Raw genomic sequence first — 18,890 nt, forward strand, 5'->3', positions numbered from 1 at the left:
TTGCCCTTTTGCTAAACTTGCCTTAGTTTCACATCCACTGCTTCTTTTCTGGCATTGTGGTTTTGATTCTGATTCTCCGGTTTTACTTTTTCAGTTATATTATTAAACTTGTTCAGATTCTTCTGCCTGTTCTGCTGTTCTTGTTCTTTTTTATCCACGTTTATCACCTCTATATTAGTATGACAGCAAAAATACAGATTATGTATAGCTACATAGGAATTCAATTATTTTTTAATAATCGCTTAAGAAATTTTCCATTCTTTTTATGGACTCATCATACTTTTGTCACATTTGCGCATTATACTAAGAGTCAGATAGTTGATTAACACACAACTATCTCCCCCCTCATAAAGTAAACGCAGCCGGATATTCCGGTTGCCGCACTTTACTCTCATTCCTTTAGATAACTATAAAAACAACGAAACCCTCGTATTCAAAATTGCGGGGGTTTTCGCTGTACTACGTCTAATATCAAATCTCTCGCGACAAATAACTCACTATTCCTTTCATTTTCTAGCTCCTCCTACCGGCAAGGGTAGACACCGAAATACATACCTTGCAATGCTTGAACGTGCGTTTCAATCCACTCTACCGACGAGGATAGATACTATGTGCCGTTTTCCCGTTGGCAAATTCCTGTCGGTGTTTCAATCCACTCTACCGACAAGGGTAGAGACACCGACAGCCAATCGACACTCATGACCCCGTCAGCGTTTCAATCCACTCTACCGACAAGGGTAGAGACCTGCTCTTTTGAACATATCACAATTTTCACGAATGTTTCAATCCACTCTACCGACAAGGGTAGAGACCTGCTCTTTTGAACATATCACAATTTTCACGAATGTTTCAATCCACTCTACCGACAAGGGTAGAGACAGATGTTACCATCTTCTGTCCACGCTTGATACGTGTTTCAATCCACTCTACCGACAAGGGTAGAGACCGGGGAGATTTTCGAACAAACCGTAATTGAATGGGTGTTTCAATCCACTCTACCGACAAGGGTAGAGACCAGTCCCTTTGAGATAGTAATGAATCTATACGACGTTTCAATCCACTCTACCGACAAGGGTAGAGACGTTCCAACTGTCGGAATTTTCAGGATTGACCAGGTTGTTTCAATCCACTCTACCGACAAGGGTAGAGACTATGATACCGGATTTTGAAATGTTTTCCATAATGTTTCAATCCACTCTACCGACAAGGGTAGAGACGCACGGGCTACCGTGTATTAGGATATCCGGTTTTGTTTCAATCCACTCTACCGACAAGGGTAGAGACGCCTCGGACATGAGAATAGCAAGGTAACAAGAGGTTTCAATCCACTCTACCGACAAGGGTAGAGACCGTATCTGTTTTCAATTCCAAAGAAAGGAGATAGCGTTTCAATCCACTCTACCGACAAGGGTAGAGACAGCAATCATGCACAAACATCCATTTTAAATTCATCGTTATTTAAGCAAAATTTTATATCTAATTTTTGATTATCCGTATAAATACTATATTTCTAAGCATTTTGAAGTATAGAAAAACACTCATTTTACCACGAATATACCACGATTGAATGAGCCTTGATATGACACTAAAATAAACATGGGAGATAACACAAAGCATCTGTGTATCTCCCATGTTTCATTCACGCAATATGATTATTCGCTCTTATTTCAAATTTTAAGATTGTTTTCATCATTTATAGCACCAGCTTTTAATGCCTTTTTAATATCACGTTTTTTTAGTCCAACCATATAATTCTTCCTTTATAAAAGCAAAATACTTTATAAATCTTTGACCTTCATTTTATTAAGTTCCTCTTTACGATACTGATGTCTTCCGTCTATCCATATAACAAGTTCCAAAACAAGAATAATTGTGCATGGAACAAGAAATTCAGCAATTTGTATAGAACTTACAAAGTATATGTATGCAAAAACGATAATTGAAATCAAAGGGACAATCGCACCTAATTGCCATGCTTTTTTTGTACTAAGATATTTTTGCATACAAACAATAATAATAGTAATGATAAGCGTACTGAAAAAATTTAATAAAATAGACATAATCATCTCTCCTTTTCTTTTTTATATTTTTCGATAATAATTTTTGCGGTTTCTAAATCTATTCGTGAATCAACCGCAAGACCTTTCACAAAAGTCGTAAATGGTTCTTCTTCTTTTTGGTCAGACATTTCGATTTTTTGTATTAGCTTATCTAATCTTAATCGTACCGTTGGATAAGTAACACCATACGTTTTTGCGATTTCTTTTAATGACCCAGACTTTAAAACAAAATTTTTTAAAAAGGTAACATCTTCTTGTTCTAAAGACAGTATCCATTGAGGTATTTTATCAATCTCCATTTTTACATCCTCCTTTCACTTGTACTTTAACTATATTAAATATAACATAAATAAAATTAAAGTCAATATAAATTTTATATTTATTTTTATTTTATAAGAGATATGAAACAAAGAATGAATTTTGTATTTTGAAAATTAAAATGAGCAAGCATACAAATCCGATAAAAAATGTACGGTTTATTCTCATTTACCCTATAATCTTCCAGTTACTATCCTTATGTAATACAAGCTCATACTGCGACACCTGCGTTGCCTTTGTCTGATTTACCACAAATCAGATTTTATCCCTTTCTTCCTCTTGATTACCCAGCACAGAAAAGAAAAAGCCCTGTCAAGAGCCTTGCCACCATTGGTGGTGCTTTGCACTCTTTACTGGGCTTTTTATTTGCTGTATCTTCCATGCAAGAGGAAATTAAAGACCTCTGTTCCATTTCGCCTTTAGATAATCTTCATAATCTCCCTCATTAAAGTCTACTTGTGGAGAAGTATTAGGAATGTTTTTTCTGTTGTCAATATCTGCAAGTTGACGGAATATCCAATCATCATAAGGGTTGTGATATTTGTATTCTTTCGGTTGTTCTCTGTATCGGTCTAACCCTCGCATTTCCTTATGTACTTTCATCATACGTTCTATTTTTTGACGCTGTATCAACTGTTTGATTTCCATAAGTTCTTCAATTTCCACAACCTCATTAGAAAGATAATTGCTGATGTATCTAATCAATATGGTTTCCATGTAAAATTTGTATTCTTTTTCATCATTGAAAAACTCATTTTCAGACAGATAATCTAAGGAAACATTAAAGTCTTGTTCCCGTTTGATAATATCCATGATGTAAGGTTCTGTGTGGTCAATATACTTCCATTCTCCCGATAATAATTCATTAGGCGTTACGTCCAGCACGTCCATTATCTTTTCTAATGTATCAAAGGTAGGATAATTCACACCTCGTTCAATCTTGGAAAGGCTCTGCATATTGATACCGATTTTGTCCGCCAGTTCCTGTTGTTTCATTCCTCTGTGTTTTCTTATGGTTTGTATGTTCTCTCCTAAGAAACTGATTTTCTTTTCATAATGCTCCATAACTTAGTATAATCGCTCCTTTCGTTGCTTTTCTTGGTGTTTATAAGCATATCATACTTAATATATATCTGAAAGTCAACAAAAACTTCTTGACAAGTAATTCTAATGGCGTTATTATCGTATCAGATAAAGTGATTAAGCACGCTAGGGTCAATCACACGCTTGAGTAAGCATAGAAAAGATGTATTTTCATTTTGATAGCATGAATAAGCATGGACTATCAGACCGAAAATAAGGTTTCTGACTGGGGCTGTTCCGTTTAGCCACGAGCCTTACAAGGCTCGTGAGCGTTAAGAACGGATCAGACACAGGAAGAAAAGGAACGCCTTTAGGCGAACGCATAGGGCGTATATGTAACACCGCCCTGCGCATACATGTCATAGTACCTAGAAACTGTGATAAATAAAGGACAAAACACGATTTTTACCCCGCAAAAAAACGGGAAGTACGAAAGGAGTAATGCACTATAACTACACACAAAAATTTATCCGTTAAGATTGATTACATCAGTATTGTATTTGATACGGCAACCGCTGAAGATGTCATCATGCACATTTTAGGTTTACCGACTGATATTTTCAATATCTATCCGGCAAGCGTTAAATACAAAACCTATCAAGCACGCTGGCAGATTGGAGATATTTATGTATCGGGGGACGCAAGAAAAACAGAGGATAACCCACAAGGGTTAGGCTGTTATCTTGTTATGACCGGCAGAGGCTGTGATGATATTTTCCGTATTCTCGACAGTAGGAATTATACCTTTGGGGATATGTTCCGACGCTGTGAACGAAGATATGGACTGGATAACTTCCATTTCACTAGACTGGATATTGCCATTGATGATAAAAACGAAAAGCCATTTTTTACCATAGAGCAGATAAAGAAGAAATGCGAAAAAGAGGAATTTATCTCCAATAGTGAGGGCTACCACTTTGACGAAAGCAAGTTTGACGATTTCGACACCGCAAAGACCGTTTATATCGGTGCTGGGAAATCGGGATTGTCCTACCGCTTTTATGACAAGGATAAGGAAGTCTGTTCAAAACATAATAAGACACTTGAGGAAGTCGGCAGTTGGAAACGGACAGAAATGCAACTGCGTGATGATAAGGCTCATGCTTTTGCCATGACATTCAAGGACAGACCGCTGGAACTGGGAGAACTGGCTTTCGGGCTATTGGCAAACAACCTACGCTTTGTCGTACCAAACAGAAACGAAAGTAATAAAAGCAGATGGAAAACGTGTCGGTTTTGGGAACGCTTTTTAGGGGCTGTGGAAGTCTTAAAACTGCAAGTACCAAAACAGCAAAATTCCCTTGAAGAAACACAACAATGGCTCACAGAGGGTGGCGTGATTTCCGCTGTCAAAAGTTTTTACTTCTTGGAAGAACATGACGCATTAGGTGGACTGGAAAAAGTGGGAACTATGCTTGATAAGGCAAGATACAGCAATTCCCTTTCCAGTAAACTAACCGCCCACTTACAGAGGATAGACCGCACCGACCTTATCCCCTATATCCAGTATGACACGAAACATGGGAAAGGGGGTATCTGATGAATAACAACGATATTCCTGTATGGGAAAAATACACCCTTACCATTGAAGAAGCGTCAAAGTATTTCCGTATCGGAGAAAACAAGTTAAGACGCTTGGCAGAGGAAAACAAGGACGCTGGCTGGCTCATTATGAATGGCAACCGCATACAGATTAAACGCCGACAGTTTGAAAAGGTCATTGATAAATTGGACGCAATCTAATGCAAATGAGCCTTGTATGTGTTATGATGAACACAAGTCATATCAAGGCTCTTTCCAACAAGGAAAGGAGCAGATACCATGAAAGAAAAAAGACGGGATAGCAAAGGACGTATCCTGCATACTGGAGAGAGCCAACGAACAGACGGAAAATACTTATATAAATATGTGGACGCATTTGGAAACACAAAATATGTGTATGCTTGGAGATTGACACCCACAGACCCGACACCAAAGGGAAAACGGGAAAAACCCTCACTTCGTGAACTGGAACAGCAGATAAGACGGGATATTGAGGACGGTATCGACAGCACAGGCAAGAAAATGACGCTTTGCCAACTCTACGCCAAACAGAACGCACAGAGGGCAAACGTGAAGAAAAGCACACAGAAACAACGGGAACAGCTCATGCGGTTATTGAAAGAGGACAAGTTAGGTGCTAGGAGCATTGATACAATCAAACCCTCTGACGCTAAAGAATGGGCGTTACGCATGAAAGAAAAAGGCTTTTCCTACAATACCATTAACAACCATAAACGCTCGTTAAAAGCGTCATTCTATATTGCCATACAAGACGATTGTGTAAGGAAGAACCCCTTTGATTTCAAGTTAAGTGAAGTCCTAGAAAATGATACCAAAGAGAAAGTAGCATTGACAGAGGAACAAGAACAATCCCTACTGTCATTCATCAAGACGGACAATGTGTATCACAAGTATTATGATGATGTGCTGATACTGTTAAAGACTGGACTTCGTATCTCGGAACTGTGCGGACTGACAGTAGCCGATATTGATTTCAAGAATGAAGTTGTGATTATCGACCACCAGTTATTAAAGAGCAAGGAACAAGGCTATTACATTGAAACGCCTAAAACAAAGAGCGGAATAAGGCAAGTGCCATTAAGTAGAGAAACAATACAGGCATTTCAACGGGTTATGAAGAAACGCCCAAAGGCAGAACCATTTGTGATAGACGGACGGAGCAATTTCCTATTTGTCAATCAGAAAGGCAAGCCCAAAGTTGCCATTGATTATAACGCCTTATTTGTCCGTATGATAAAGAAATACAACAAGCACCATAAGGACAATCCCTTGCCACATATCACACCGCATACGCTACGCCATACGTTCTGCACAAGACTGGCAAGCAAGAACATGAACCCGAAAGATTTACAGTATATCATGGGGCATTCAAATATCAGTATCACAATGAACTGGTACGCTCATGCGTCGATAGATACCGCAAAATCAGAGGTTCAGCGTCTAATCGCATAAGAAGTATTTACCACGATTTTAACCACGCTTGATAGCGAAAATATAAGAAGATAGACCTAGATATGTGAGGTTTACCACAAAAGAAAAAATGCCCGTAGAGCCGATAAAATAAGGCTTTGCGGACATTTGAGAAGATATAAAAAGATAGTCAAAAAGACATATATAATTTATGCTAATTGCATAGTTTTTATTTTTCAAATCAGTTAATTATAATCCTTTTTAGACTTAATATCAAATATTCTCCATAAATCTTGGTGCGAATCTCCCAGCGTTTTCATGTTCACATCCGATTCGCACCAATCTCCTCCTTGAACTATTCGGCGACCAAACACTTCAAAAAATTAGAGTTTCCGTCACATCAAAACTTTTCTTTGCTCCGATATGCTCAATCTTATTTTTATATTTGTCTCCCAAATTATAAAATCTAAGACTGTCTTTGTCTTTATCAATAATATCCTCTAAAATAGCCTTCACCTGCCTAAATTTTGCAGCGTCAAGGTTACACTCAAATACAGAATTCTGCACCCGCTGCCCGTAATTTACACATTGCTTTGCAACCTTTCTCAAACGACGTTTTCCGGCATCGGTTTCTGTATTCACATCATATGTAATCAAAACAAGCATCCCCTCACCTACTTCCAGAGAAACGGCGGATACTCATCAATATCTCCCCGTATATATCTCGCCAGCAACATAGCCTGTGCAAAAGGAACAAGCCCCCACTCAATCTTTTCAGCCAAAAATGGGTGTGTAATGGCTTCTTTCTTTTTATTCTGCCAATGGGTGAGAAATTGCTTTCGGGTTTCATCCTCCATAATGACAGCGCCACTCTCCTTTCTCGCAAATCCAGAAGCATCAATTATCTTCTTGTTGATTAATGTGAGTACAAACCGGTCTGCCATTACGCTTCTCAATTCTTCCATAAGATCCAATGCAAGTGACACCCTTCCCGGACGGTCCGTATGGAAAAATCCAACATACGGGTCCAGCCCTACCGCCTCCAACGCGGACGCGCACATCCCGGTCAATAAAGTATAGGCGAAGGAAAGCATCGCATTTACATTATCAAGCGGCGGACGTTTATTTCTGCCGTTAAAGAAAAATTCCTCCTTCTGCTGCAGAATCAACTCATCAAACACAGAAAAATAAAGAGACGCAGATTCCCCCTCTAGTCCCAACAACGTTTCTGCCATTTCACACTCCCTTATACTTTTAAGGTTCTCAGACATAAACGCAGACTTTTCTTTCAATTTTTTTGCATCCAACCGCAGCGGATAATCTCTTGCCGCCCGTTCTAAAACCCATTTTGCGTTATAAACCTTTCCGGTAATAAAGTTGCGCGCTATCTTCATGCTCTCCTTTTTCTGCTCGCTTATCCGGTACTGTTCTTTTCGAAGCGTCACATTACCCCGGACCTCCCCCGACACCCGTGCCAGAAAGCGTCCGTTTCCGCTCATAAAGGACAAATCAATATTTCTCTTTGCACAGGCCCCCATGAGTGCAGGACTGGCGCCTGTATAACCAAATGTTACAATTCCCTCCAGATTATGCAGGGGTACACGGCCGATTTCCTGCTGTTCCTCAAGAATTACCACATTTTCTCCGTCCAAGGAGAGATATCGGTTTGTCGATGTGACATACAGCGTATTCAATAATCTCTTCACTTTATTCCTCCTGTGACAGTGCTTTCTCAATATAGGCCGATGCAGATTTTCCAACCCCAAGGGCAGGGAGGCACAGGTCTTTTAGGGAACAGGCATTGCAGCTTTTCGTCCTTTTGACTCTCGGTGTGTACCGTCTCTCATAATATTGGTGCATCTCCTGAAAGGAACTTTTGACCTTTTGCCGAACCGGTTCCTCAAATACTACTTTGCTCCTATGCCTTGTCTCTCCGTAATAGAGAAAACCATACGGAATATCACAGCACAGCATCTCCTCCAGACACATAGCCTGCGCCGCCAACTGAAGAATATCGACATCATTTTGTTTAGGACGCCCTCGTTTATACTCTATGGGAACCACCTCATATTTGCCCTCTCTTCCTGTCAATGTGATTCCGGTTTCGCCCCGGTGAAACTCTACAATGTCACATTCTCCACTGATTCCAAGCTCTCTGGAGTGTATCGGCATGGCGCGGCTGATAATCAGGTCTCCTCGCTTTTCTTCGCTGGTCACGTCATGAGCCTTCTCATGAAGAAGTTTCCCGTCAACCGTTCTTTCGTTCTCCGACCATTGCAGCTCAATATAAGCAAGCGCCCACTGCCTTCTGCAGAAAGCGAAATGTTGGATTCCCGACAGCTGAAGATAATCTTCTTCATTATACAAAATGATACTCCTCCGCTTTCACGCATCCCTCTATCGGTTTCAATATAATTCTGTAATCTTCATATGATTTTGGTCTTTCGTTCAATGCCTCTACTTGAACGCTTCGATGTATTTTTGCGCTTGACACAGCCGGGGTCTTATCCTCGTGCTGCCACCAGAACAAATCGCACACCTCCATACTTCCTTCCGGTCTGGCGGACGATGCATCATTTTCAAACAATGTTTTTAATGCCTCTTTTAAAGTCTCTGCGTCTTCCTGTGAAAATCCGGTTTTCTCAGCAAGCTGAACATTTACGCTGCCCTTTACCAAATATAGGCCAAATCCAATCCGATGTTTCATTCCCATCGTATCAGACGCTTTGCTGTCTTTTCCCGGCTCGCTGTTTACGCTCTTCGTTATCTGGGTGCTGATAATATCCACAGGCGTGCAGCTGACAGCCTGATGCATGGAGACCGGTCCTCGGATACCGAGAGATACCTCGCTTCCCTTAAACGCAAACACTTGCCCGAAGGCCCTTACATCCAGCCATTGTTCACATGCAATCTTTGCACATACTTCTTTGCTGGCACGTTTCCCCTTTTTAATTTCAGCAGCCAGTTCTTCACAGCCGTCTGCACGGTCTTTTAAGCTTGTAAATCCGTCATCTGCCCTGTCATCGGACTGAACAAATACTTTCTCGCCTAAATCCTGAAAACGATTACGAAGCTTCCGTTTGATACACACATCTGAGATTTCTCCATACCCCTCATAGTTCTCCCTCGGCCGATTGCCGTTCAACGGGTCTCCGTTTGGATTTGCATTAGTCGCCGACACTACCGCCACAAAATCAATCTTCCCTTTTAAATTACTCATCTCTAGTCCTCCTTTATCTCTTCCGTTTTTGTATATCGCATTGCGCTCATCTGACTATGGTATCCTAACAGAAAGACACCTTCTAACCGGTCGTTATTTGTAAAGCTGTCTATATCGAACAACTCGCAGATATCATCCAGCATCATTTTATAATAATTTCTTTCTTTAAGCTTTAATTTGTTTAAATACGGACGTACTTTCTTCTCTAACATTTCCCATGTCTGATAGGGGTGTTGGGAAAATGCGTTCATCAGTCTGTCTGCATTTGTCTCCCTGCCGGCATCCTCCTCTTTGTCGAAAGTTCTCCGCTCTATCTTGTCGGCCACAGCAAGCAGCCGCCCGTAGAGATAATCCCTGTTTCTACACTCTTTATCTAACGCCATTGTCCAATCCTCCTTATTCTGCTCCTTCCGCTCCTTCTTTACCAAGGCACAAGCAATCCCAAGCACAGCCTCCCAGTTGTATCTCTTTTCATAACACACCGGGGAAGATGCCTTCTGGACGGCCTGTCTTACCATATCCATCGGTATCTTTCTGCGCTCCGAAATACAAGGCAGAAGCCTTTTGCATACTTGCGCATACATTCTTTTATTATTTAACGTCAGCTTTCCGTTCTGCTCCGTTCCATAGATAGCTTCCGCGATATCACTGACCCCTGCCATGCCCATATATTCATATTTGTGTCCTTCTTTATATTTTACCTGCTGCCACTCACAAGTCTCATGCCAATACGTCAAGTTTTCTAAAAAACGGCTGCTGTCAAAGGTCTTATTCTCGGTCATTGCCAGCCTTCCGGTAGTAGCCGCGTCAAAAGCCAGCAGTACGACTCTGGATGTATCTCCCAGCTTTTTCCCATAGCCCCTCATGGCGCTGCGAAATCCAGAAGCCTGCACCTCCCCGGTCTCATTTTCCAGAAGCTCATCCTCATCCCAGTCCCACTGGTCCTGATATTCGTCGACTACCGCGTCCGTATCTGCATTCCACGTCGGGAGCGGGTTCATACCGGATTCCCATATGACAACGCAGAGACCGTCCCAGCTATAGCCCTGTTTTCTAATAATCCACTTTAAAGCATTGTGTATTTTCTGGGAGGTTTCGTATCCAATGGCAAATGCTTCTGTCTTATCCCGGAAACGTCCTCTGAAAGTATAGTTCGCCTCATCGTTGGCTGATATAAGCTTTGCCCCGTCTCCTTCATTTCGGATTTTCTTTGGCTGCAGATAAGAAACCGCTTCCCTTTTCCCGGTCAGATAACACAAAGCCTTGTCCGGTAATATAGAAGAATAATAATCTATATATGCTTTTTGCAGTGTCTTATCCAGCCAGCACTCTCCACGATATTGTCCGCTGGTGTCCTCCATAACATCTGCTCCGGAAGCCAAGCTGCCTTCCACTTTAAACCGCACGAACGCGTCGGTCTGCGCTATATTCTGAATTTTTTCTTCCTCCGTCATTTTTCCTTCCGCATCCAGCTTAAGAATCCCCTGCTCCACAAGGTCGCTTATTAAAGTACCCTTCTTGACATACACATAGACGGCGTCCACCTTTTTATGTGTATATTCCGATTCATGCCACTTTTCCAGCGCCTCTACATATAACCGATAATTCTCTGAATAGTCTTTTGGCTTTTTCCCCTGACGGTAAAACGCCATATAGTCACCAGCCAGATACTTCAGATTGTCACAGAGCGGGTGGGGCTCCGTACCGGCTGTACGGCTCAGGGACTTCTCGGTCGCAGGAATCAACGTAAGATTGTCCTTTTTATCCACCGTCTCAGCACCCAGAAAATTCCCATCCGCATCCAGTGTGACTGTAATCTGCGCTGTCACTGTGGTATGAAAAACCGGCAGGAGAATCAGTGGAGTCTGTTCTTCTCCCTTTTTCCCTTTCACGGTTTTATATTTCACCTCGCCGGCAATGTCCTGATTCCGCTCATACAAATCAAGCAGCTCATTCGTCCAGTTCACAAGCACCCTCCTCTCCGCTAAATTCATCCAAAACGGTAAAGTTATGCAGTTCTTCGCCGAAAGGCTTGATGTCCATCGCTTTCAAATGACGCTTGTCCACACATTCCTCCGGCCTCACGAATTCAATCACGCCCTGACGCATGACCGGAAACCAAAACCGTACCGTCATCTTGCCCTTGTCCTCTTCACATATAGCCTCATCCGCATACGTGAGCCCATGGTACGTAAATCCGTAACCGATTTCTCCCTGCATATCATCATAATATCCTTCCCCTTCGCCGAACACACAAGGGGTCACATATCCCTGACACTCTCTCGTCCCGAGAAAAATATCCCTTCGTCCCCCTCTTCCTATCATCCGCCTCGCAATATTGTGGTGCTTATGCTCATTCCGGTCCTGTTCCAGCTCCGGGCGGTTCTCATTCCACTCAAAATGTGCCCTCACCTGATATTTCACATCTTTCAAATAAGTATAATAAGACAAATCATTGCCGCCGTTATAGTTGATTGGCTTGACTCCCTTTGTCTCTGTTTGAATGGGATTGAGCACCCGCACCGCGTCCACGATCCAAATCAACGTGGGTTTCCAGTACACGCTGTGCAAAATTCCTTTTAGCGCTTCATAGGTAGGGATATGGTAAGAGCACTTCTCCCCGCCTACCCTCGTCACCGGGTCGGAAAATAGGGCATACGCCCCTTCTACCTGAAACTCTACCGTATTTCTGTACTTCATCTCTTTCACCACCTTTAAAAATTCATCAATTCCATTACCGGTTCTTCAGAAACGCCTGTTTCCCGGCTGTAATAGTTCTCGCTCAAAACCAAGATTTTACCGTCGCAGACCGATGTGATGGCATTGCCAAGCGCCTGTTTCAGCCACTCGGAAATACCCACGGTATACTTCTGCAGTTTTCTAATTGCCTGCTGCTGCTCATTTAACGTAAGATACGAGTTACTCAGCACCCCTATCTGTTCCTTTGCCGCGTCATCATACTCTACAACCACATCTACTTTTCCATCCTCCGGTATCACCTCGAACAGTTCTCCCGCGGTTTTGAACGCCTGCTTTAAAAATTTATGGCTGCCCCCGTGGCGGCTCTTCACGGCAGACCATACCTTTGCGTTGCCCGACAGCATATTTAGCAACGTGTCATCCCTTCCGGCTACCGAGACTAAGTAGCCCATCTCCTCTTTTCTGCTGTCCATATATAAGCCATAATACAATTCAATCGCCTTCGTAGAGTCCAAACGCCCGTCCAATGAGGACGGTTCTTGCCCAAACCTACGCAGCACGCTCTGCATCGCCACCTGCGCTTTCACAATGTCTTTGAGCATGGATACATGTTCCGCTTCCTTTGACATTTTTACAATATATACATTTCCGTTTCTTACTTCCTTATGGCGGTTACATCGGCCCGCCGCCTGCACAACGCTGTCTAGCCCCGCAAGAGAACGGACGACACATTGAAAAGAAATATCCACCCCGGCCTCGATTAATTGAGTGGAGATACAGATAATCTTTTTATCCGTATCCTTCAGGCTCTCTTTTATTTCTTGCAAAATATCCTGCCTGTTCTGGGGGCACATATTTGTACTCAGATGAAACAATAAATATTCCGAGCCCTTACATTTCTCCTTAAGATACTTATACGTATTTTCAGCACATTTTTTTGTGTTTACAATGACCAGTACCCGCTCTTCCTCTTCTGCCCTTTCTAAAATAAAATCCCCCAGCTCCTCCGCTGTAAAACCTGATTTAGTCAAAGTTGTTTTATCATGGATGGTCGTCCTTTCAAATACCTCGTCATACCGTTTATCCGCTTCTATCATATTCAGCGGCCGATTCAGCCTGCAATCCAAGATTCTGTCCAAAAGCGGCTGTGTCGCGGAGCAGAGAACAATCGTAGACTCTCCGAACGTGGAAAGAAAGTTGACGGCCAGATTAAACAGCTTAATCGTCCTTACCGGCAATGCCTGTATCTCATCAAAAATAATAACACTGTTGCAGATATTGTTCATCCGCCGGATATTTTTGGACGAGGCGGAAAACAGTGTATTCAAAAACTGGACTGCCGTTGTAACAATAATCGGGCTTGCCCAATTCTCCGCCAGCAGTTCCTGCTTCTTTCGCTCCTCCTCCCGCTCATAAAAAATGTTACTGTGATGCTCCAATACTATATCCGGATTTCCAACTGCTTTTCTTATTTCCTCCGCATTTTGCTCCAAAATACTGGTGAATGGGGCGACATAAATGATGTGCTTTTTGTTGTGGGCCTGTGCGTTGCTCAAGGCAAACCCCAGAGAGCTAAGCGTCTTGCCGGAGCCGGTGGGAATAGTCAGACGATACAAAGTGCCATCCCCTTCCCCCTGCCGCATGCACCGCTCCAGAATCTCGCTCCTTATGCCGCTAAGCTTCGAATCCTTAGGAAATCTACTCATATAGGCCATAAAATATTCTTTACAGCCGGCCCACACCGCTTTTCTTCCGTCCTTATCCTGCAGCCGCTCCTCGATTTTTTGATTCTGCATAAAACATGCGGTATCTGTCCAGTCCGCATCTATCAGCAGAGATAACAGTATGCGCTCATACATCCCCACAAAAAAATTCTTCTGCAGGTTTCTTTCCTTTTCATTTATAAGACCGGCATACTCTTGCAATGCATTCAACAGCTCATGCAGGATTTTCCTGCACTCACGAAAACAGTGCTCTAGCTCTTTTCTGTCGTGATACTCGTAAAATCTTTCCGACACCTGCCGGACATTCTCCTCCTGCTTCAGCCTGTCCTCAATGAGCAGCCTCCCGCTGTCCGACAGCGCATCAGCGATTCCATGATGACAGAATACGGGATACTCCATCATCTGTGCCTCAATAGAATTGGGCGCTAATTGCTCTAATAGATAGCCACCCGCCGTAGAGTGATTCACCTCGCCCCGGTAGGTTCTTTCACCTTCCATATTCTTTTTCATATAGTTGAGGAATTCATCTCGAAATTTTCCGGCATCATGATAAAAACCAATCAACCGTCCAATTGGTGATAATCTATCTAAAGAACTGTTTTTTTCTGACAAGAAAGCGACGTTAGAATTGTGCTCTGAAACGGTTTGGATAATAACTTCTTCATTTTCCTCACGGAAATGAGCAATATAAGCTTCTTCCATAATTTATCCTCTTGTTATCCGATTTTTCTTACTATCTATATTATATCATGAGCATAGCTCATGATTATTGCACATTCGCCAAATGCTTCGCGCTTGGCTCATTGTGTTCATTATATCATCCGTCTGTTTTAATGTCACTACGCGTCCGGTCAATATTCCGGCCTTGCCCTGAGAATTTATGTCGATTGGAGTCTTAATTTGTTTTTAAGACTTTTTCGTTTTCTTTAATTATTTGAACATAATTTGAACACATTTCCCTATTATACTGATAATCAGATAGTTGATTAACACACAACTATCTCCCCCCTCATAAAGTAAGCAATCGGGTTTTCCCGATTGCCGTACTTTACTCTCATTCCTTTAGATAACTATAACAACAACGAAACCCGCTGGCCCTACGGCCAAGCGGGTTTTCGCTGTTTTCACACTTTATTTTACTCTCCAATTTCTTCTTCCCACATGCGGAGACCAACTGCACTTGTCACCGGCAGCGAAAACACAATTGCTTTTTCTTTATTATTAAGACCAGTCTTTTCCATAATTGCTCTCATAATTTGATTCTTATTTTTAGAGCGGGTAACGATAAATATAATTTCCTTCTCTGCAGCCAAGGATACTCCCAGAAACTTTTCCGCACTTTCCATTCCGGTGCCCTTCGCATGAATCACCGTACCGCCGCCGGCATTTGCACTTCGTGCCGCATCCATAACTGAATCAATACACCCCTGATTTACAATCGTAACCAGCAGCTCATACTCTGTCTCTCTCAAAGTTGCCTCCTCCTCTTTTTCGTATTCATAACTCTGAATCAAATATTGAAGTACTTTTTTCCCTCCAATACTGCTGAGTGGAATTATAAAGGCAATCCCCGTGCCCGGAACATCAATGTTCATATTTATAATAAGTCCACGCTTTAACTTTTTCCACATCTCGTCTGTCACTATAGAAAAGGAAATCATCTTTTCAGATGCTTCCAGACCAAAATAATCCAGAACAGCACTATTCGCCGTCCCCCGGCCAAGAGTTTCAAAGACTACCATATGCTCATTATATTTATAAAATTCCTCGAATTTGTATTTCATACTGCGGTTGGTTATTGCAACCATCATATATAGCCTACTCATCATTTCCTCCCTACAGTTCAATAATATCATTATCATCAAATGACTCCAAAGGCATCACCAGTACAACTTCCTCTGGGCTTCTCACCCCTGCCGCTTTTTTCTCCTGTATCCGATAGATAAAACCAAGTATCTGAATTGTAATCAATGGAGTCATGGCAACCATCGCCACCACGCCAAAGGAATCTGTCACTATATTCCCGCCCACCGCCTCACATGCTCCTACAGAAAATGGAAGTAAAAATGTGGCCGTCATGGGACCGGACGCCACACCGCCGGAGTCGAATGCAATGGCTGTGAATATCTTTGGTACAAAGAATGACAGTATGATTGCCGCCGCATATCCCGGAATCAGGAACCAAAGAATAGATATGCCGGTCAATACCCTGACCATTGCAAGTCCCAGCGATACGGCCACTCCTATCGATAAGCTATATCCCATAGCTCTGCCTGATATAGCCCCGGAAGTCAATTCTTCCACCTGCTCCATCAATACATAGACTGCCGGCTCCGCTTTTACAATAAAGTAGCCAATCACCATGCCAATGGGAATGATAATCCACCGATATGGCAATCCCGCTATAATCTGTCCCAGATAATTACCTGCCGGCATAAATCCTACATTAACCCCTGTGAGAAATAAAAACAGTCCTATATATGTAAAAATAATGCCTATGCCTATCTTTACCAGCATCTTTCTTTTAAGACGAAGTGATATCATCTGAAAAATCACAAAAAACAATAAAATAGGCAGTAAAGAAATCATCATTTCTTTCATATAGTGGGGGAGACCGGAAGAAAACAAACGCCACATTTCCACAGAATTCTCGGCATCAGGAATCACAGTACTTGTATAGGAATTCCCTGTGGGATTATATATCATGCCAAGAATAAGGACCGCCAATATTGGTCCTACTGAGCAAAGAGCAACAAGACCAAAACTGTCATTCTCTGCATGTTTGTCGCTCCGAACCGCGGAGAAACCAATACCAAGAGCCATAATAAAGGGCACCGTCATAGGGCCTGTCGTAACTCCGCCAGAGTCAAACGCCACCGCCAGAAAATCAGCAGGCACAAAAAAAGCCAATATAAACACTGCCGGATAAAGGACAATCAGCATATATGACAGAGGGATACCGAACAGCATTCTCAACACCGCCACCACAAGAAAAAAGCCCACTCCCACAGCCACAGCCACAATAAGCGTATAGTTCGGTATGGACGGCACTTGTTCTGCCAGCACCTGCAAATCAGGCTCAGACACGGTGATGATAAAGCCAAGGACAAAACAAAGGGTCACGACAATGCTGACTTTCTTAGTCTGCGTCATCCGTGTTCCAATACGCTCTCCCATTGGAGTCATTGCCATCTCTGCCCCAAGAGTAAAGAACATCATCCCAATGATAAGCAGTACGGCTCCAATAATAAAAGCCATCAGAATACCGGTTGGAACCGGTGCGATTGTAAAGCACAAGAAAAGAACGATTCCGATAATTGGCAGCACGGCTCCTGATGACTCTTGTAATTTCTCTAATAATTTTGTTTGGTGTATTTTCAATACTCACATTCACCTTTCATATTTCTTAGTAAGTATATACTAACATAAATTCACTCTTTTGCAAAGTGGAGCGGATTTAAGGTCTATGTATCCTAACCGCTTAATGTGGCCGTCCTTTCTCCAATGCGGCGTTACAGGTCTCGTCGATAGAGGCCGCAACTTCAGCCGGAGTTTTCGTCCCTTTCAGCAAATCCTGTATATTAAGGTAGAACACATCCCGCACGCCCTGCCAGTTCAGGTTGTCAAGCCGGACAATGGTAGTCAGGTTTTCAGCATTTTTACTATAAGCGTCCAGCATCCAGATATCGTCCCGGTACTGGTCGATGACTGACTGATTTACCGGCAGTGTTCCCAATGTATATTTCATCAAGTCCTCATCCGTGTATATATAACGTATGAAGTCTTTGGCCACTTGGATTTTATCCGTATCTCCGTTGTCAAATACACAAAAACCATTCGTAGTGGTGGTAGCGTAGCCTCTGCCATCCAGACTCGGTGAATTCACTAGAAACACATCTAAGCCCCGGTTGCGGCAGTCCCACAAATTTGTCAGATTGACCATACAGATTGCCAGCTGTTGGTTATAGAAGAGATTGACCGAATCAATAAATTGAAGATTCTCGGCATCGTCAGGTAAATATCCCTTCTCATCCAGCGATTTGAGCCATGTAAGGGCCGCGATTCCCTCAGGTGTATTCACCGAAAAATTTCCGTCCTCATCATACAAGCTGCCTCCCATAGCTTGAAGCAGAGTCATAATATGGCTGTCACCCTGATTATTATTGGCATACATCATAAAAGCATAGGTCGTATCATCCGTAAAGGATGCCTTTAACCCTTCAAGTACTCTATTGAACTCATCCGTCGACCAATGCGCAATCGAATCCTGCTCAGGAATAAATTCATCCAGACCGGCAGCCTGCATCATCGCTCTATTAACAGCCAGCGTATTTTGAAGCTGCTGGTAAGGCATTACATACACATGCCCCTCGTAAGTATTCTGATTCCAGATTGTGTCATTGATATCTGCCTGCAGTTTATCGTCAATCATATCGTCCAACGGCACTAGCAGCCCTTCCTCCGCCCAGGCAGAGGTATTCCAAGAACCGGCAAAAAATATATCTGCCGCTTCCTCCGTGCCGACTTTATCCAATAGCTGCTCCTTCTCGTCGATATAGTTATAGCGATTGAAATTAAATTTTACTTCACATTTTTCGTATTGTGCGCTGAAACGTTCGGCAGCCGCCTCCAGCAGATCGGCCGCCTCCGCTTCCCCTATCCCCGGTATGTTGCCCAGCCCGATAGGCGTTGTTGTGATATTAAGGGTGACAGGGCTTAACTTCTCGCTCTGGGATGTTTGACTCTTACAACCTCCCACAGAAAAAATTATGGCAAATGTCAGGAGCGCACACAATACCCTCTTTTTCATAT

The 18,890-nt window shown here is 42.6% G+C and carries 17 protein-coding genes, 1 pseudogene and 1 CRISPR repeat array; of the genes and pseudogenes, 3 read left to right on the plus strand and 15 right to left on the minus strand.

The annotated features are described in order from the left end of the window. Positions 1 to 11 precede the first annotated feature (11 nt). From BN6465_RS21010 to BN6465_RS11000, 5 genes and pseudogenes are all read right to left on the minus strand, one after another. Positions 12 to 158, minus strand: coding sequence for a hypothetical protein (locus tag BN6465_RS21010; protein WP_199882822.1), 147 nt, complete (start codon positions 156 to 158; stop codon positions 12 to 14). 417 nt (positions 159 to 575) lie between these two features. Then, positions 576 to 1,418: direct repeats of the CRISPR family, unit length 33 nt; unit sequence GTTTCAATCCACTCTACCGACAAGGGTAGAGAC. 360 nt (positions 1,419 to 1,778) lie between these two features. Further along, positions 1,779 to 2,060, minus strand: coding sequence for a hypothetical protein (locus BN6465_RS10990; RefSeq protein ID WP_066734718.1), 282 nt, complete (start codon positions 2,058 to 2,060; stop codon positions 1,779 to 1,781). Between the two features lie 2 nt (positions 2,061 to 2,062). After that, entirely contained in the window at positions 2,063 to 2,359 is a 297-nt protein-coding gene (locus tag BN6465_RS10995; RefSeq protein ID WP_066734721.1) for a DUF2089 family protein, read from the minus strand. 187 nt (positions 2,360 to 2,546) lie between these two features. Further along, positions 2,547 to 2,633 (minus strand): annotated as a pseudogene (locus tag BN6465_RS20235) (conjugal transfer protein); the annotation flags it as partial. 138 nt (positions 2,634 to 2,771) lie between these two features. Beyond that, positions 2,772 to 3,443 (minus strand): helix-turn-helix domain-containing protein, encoded by a 672-nt coding sequence (locus tag BN6465_RS11000; protein ID WP_066734723.1) that lies wholly within the window; start codon positions 3,441 to 3,443, stop codon positions 2,772 to 2,774. A 496-nt stretch (positions 3,444 to 3,939) separates the two neighbouring features. On the opposite strand from BN6465_RS11000, the gene BN6465_RS11005 reads away from it, so the two are divergent. The 3 genes from BN6465_RS11005 to BN6465_RS11015 all read left to right on the plus strand — a co-directional run bounded on the left by BN6465_RS11005 (position 3,940) and on the right by BN6465_RS11015 (position 6,476). Continuing rightward, on the plus strand, positions 3,940 to 5,001 hold the full coding sequence (locus tag BN6465_RS11005) for a replication initiation factor domain-containing protein (protein WP_278276535.1): 1,062 nt from the start codon (positions 3,940 to 3,942) through the stop codon (positions 4,999 to 5,001). Beyond that, entirely contained in the window at positions 5,001 to 5,204 is a 204-nt protein-coding gene (locus BN6465_RS11010) for an excisionase (protein WP_002610247.1), read from the plus strand. The genes BN6465_RS11005 and BN6465_RS11010 overlap by 1 nt, the downstream gene beginning before the upstream one ends. A gap of 78 nt (positions 5,205 to 5,282) precedes the next feature. Beyond that, positions 5,283 to 6,476, plus strand: a complete 1,194-nt coding sequence (locus BN6465_RS11015; protein WP_066734727.1) for a tyrosine-type recombinase/integrase — start codon at positions 5,283 to 5,285, stop codon at positions 6,474 to 6,476. Between the two features lie 333 nt (positions 6,477 to 6,809). Here the strand turns inward: BN6465_RS11015 and cas2 are convergent, their stop codons facing one another. From cas2 to BN6465_RS11065, 10 genes are all read right to left on the minus strand, one after another. Continuing rightward, positions 6,810 to 7,100, minus strand: a complete 291-nt coding sequence (gene cas2, locus BN6465_RS11020) for a CRISPR-associated endonuclease Cas2 (protein ID WP_066734729.1) — start codon at positions 7,098 to 7,100, stop codon at positions 6,810 to 6,812. Positions 7,101 to 7,108: 8 nt separating this feature from the next. Further along, a complete protein-coding gene (gene cas1c, locus BN6465_RS11025; RefSeq protein WP_066734736.1) occupies positions 7,109 to 8,140 on the minus strand; it encodes a type I-C CRISPR-associated endonuclease Cas1c in 1,032 nt (343 codons plus the stop codon). 1 nt (position 8,141) lies between these two features. Continuing rightward, a complete protein-coding gene (cas4, locus tag BN6465_RS11030) occupies positions 8,142 to 8,804 on the minus strand; it encodes a CRISPR-associated protein Cas4 (RefSeq protein ID WP_066734739.1) in 663 nt (220 codons plus the stop codon). Continuing rightward, positions 8,794 to 9,654: a type I-C CRISPR-associated protein Cas7/Csd2 gene (gene cas7c / locus BN6465_RS11035; protein ID WP_066734742.1), complete on the minus strand. Its 861-nt coding sequence runs from the start codon at positions 9,652 to 9,654 to the stop codon at positions 8,794 to 8,796. The genes cas4 and cas7c overlap by 11 nt, the downstream gene beginning before the upstream one ends. A 2-nt stretch (positions 9,655 to 9,656) precedes the next feature. After that, complete coding sequence (gene cas8c, locus BN6465_RS11040; RefSeq protein WP_066734745.1) at positions 9,657 to 11,621, minus strand: type I-C CRISPR-associated protein Cas8c/Csd1; 1,965 nt, start codon at positions 11,619 to 11,621, stop codon at positions 9,657 to 9,659. Then, on the minus strand, positions 11,605 to 12,354 hold the full coding sequence (gene cas5c / locus BN6465_RS11045) for a type I-C CRISPR-associated protein Cas5c (protein ID WP_066734748.1): 750 nt from the start codon (positions 12,352 to 12,354) through the stop codon (positions 11,605 to 11,607). The genes cas8c and cas5c overlap by 17 nt, the downstream gene beginning before the upstream one ends. A 14-nt stretch (positions 12,355 to 12,368) precedes the next feature. Further along, on the minus strand, positions 12,369 to 14,780 hold the full coding sequence (locus tag BN6465_RS11050) for a CRISPR-associated helicase/endonuclease Cas3 (protein WP_066734751.1): 2,412 nt from the start codon (positions 14,778 to 14,780) through the stop codon (positions 12,369 to 12,371). Positions 14,781 to 15,214: 434 nt separating this feature from the next. Continuing rightward, entirely contained in the window at positions 15,215 to 15,904 is a 690-nt protein-coding gene (locus BN6465_RS11055) for a P-II family nitrogen regulator (protein WP_066734755.1), read from the minus strand. A gap of 10 nt (positions 15,905 to 15,914) precedes the next feature. Continuing rightward, the gene (locus tag BN6465_RS11060) at positions 15,915 to 17,459 is read right to left on the minus strand and encodes a DUF1538 domain-containing protein (protein WP_066734770.1); all 1,545 of its coding nucleotides are present in this window, start codon (positions 17,457 to 17,459) and stop codon (positions 15,915 to 15,917) included. Positions 17,460 to 17,559: 100 nt separating this feature from the next. Beyond that, entirely contained in the window at positions 17,560 to 18,888 is a 1,329-nt protein-coding gene (locus BN6465_RS11065; protein WP_066734773.1) for an ABC transporter substrate-binding protein, read from the minus strand. Between the last annotated feature and the right edge of the window lie 2 nt (positions 18,889 to 18,890).

Origin of the sequence: Bariatricus massiliensis (assembly GCF_900086725.1) — a bacterium.
Classification (GTDB): Bacteria; Bacillota; Clostridia; order Lachnospirales; family Lachnospiraceae; genus Allocoprococcus; species Allocoprococcus massiliensis.

What these genes read in the sequence shown, in the direction of transcription:
- BN6465_RS10990 (WP_066734718.1), bottom strand. Translation starts at nt 2,060, where the DNA reads ATGTCTATTTTATTAAATTTTTTCAGTACGCTTATCATTACTATTATT.
- BN6465_RS10995 (WP_066734721.1), bottom strand. Translation starts at nt 2,359, where the DNA reads ATGGAGATTGATAAAATACCTCAATGGATACTGTCTTTAGAACAAGAA.
- BN6465_RS11000 (WP_066734723.1), bottom strand. Translation starts at nt 3,443, where the DNA reads ATGGAGCATTATGAAAAGAAAATCAGTTTCTTAGGAGAGAACATACAA.
- BN6465_RS11010 (WP_002610247.1), top strand. Translation starts at nt 5,001, where the DNA reads ATGAATAACAACGATATTCCTGTATGGGAAAAATACACCCTTACCATT.
- BN6465_RS11015 (WP_066734727.1), top strand. Translation starts at nt 5,283, where the DNA reads ATGAAAGAAAAAAGACGGGATAGCAAAGGACGTATCCTGCATACTGGA.
- cas2 (WP_066734729.1), bottom strand. Translation starts at nt 7,100, where the DNA reads ATGCTTGTTTTGATTACATATGATGTGAATACAGAAACCGATGCCGGA.
- cas7c (WP_066734742.1), bottom strand. Translation starts at nt 9,654, where the DNA reads ATGAGTAATTTAAAAGGGAAGATTGATTTTGTGGCGGTAGTGTCGGCG.
- cas5c (WP_066734748.1), bottom strand. Translation starts at nt 12,354, where the DNA reads ATGAAGTACAGAAATACGGTAGAGTTTCAGGTAGAAGGGGCGTATGCC.
- BN6465_RS11050 (WP_066734751.1), bottom strand. Translation starts at nt 14,780, where the DNA reads ATGGAAGAAGCTTATATTGCTCATTTCCGTGAGGAAAATGAAGAAGTT.
- BN6465_RS11055 (WP_066734755.1), bottom strand. Translation starts at nt 15,904, where the DNA reads ATGAGTAGGCTATATATGATGGTTGCAATAACCAACCGCAGTATGAAA.
- BN6465_RS11065 (WP_066734773.1), bottom strand. Translation starts at nt 18,888, where the DNA reads ATGAAAAAGAGGGTATTGTGTGCGCTCCTGACATTTGCCATAATTTTT.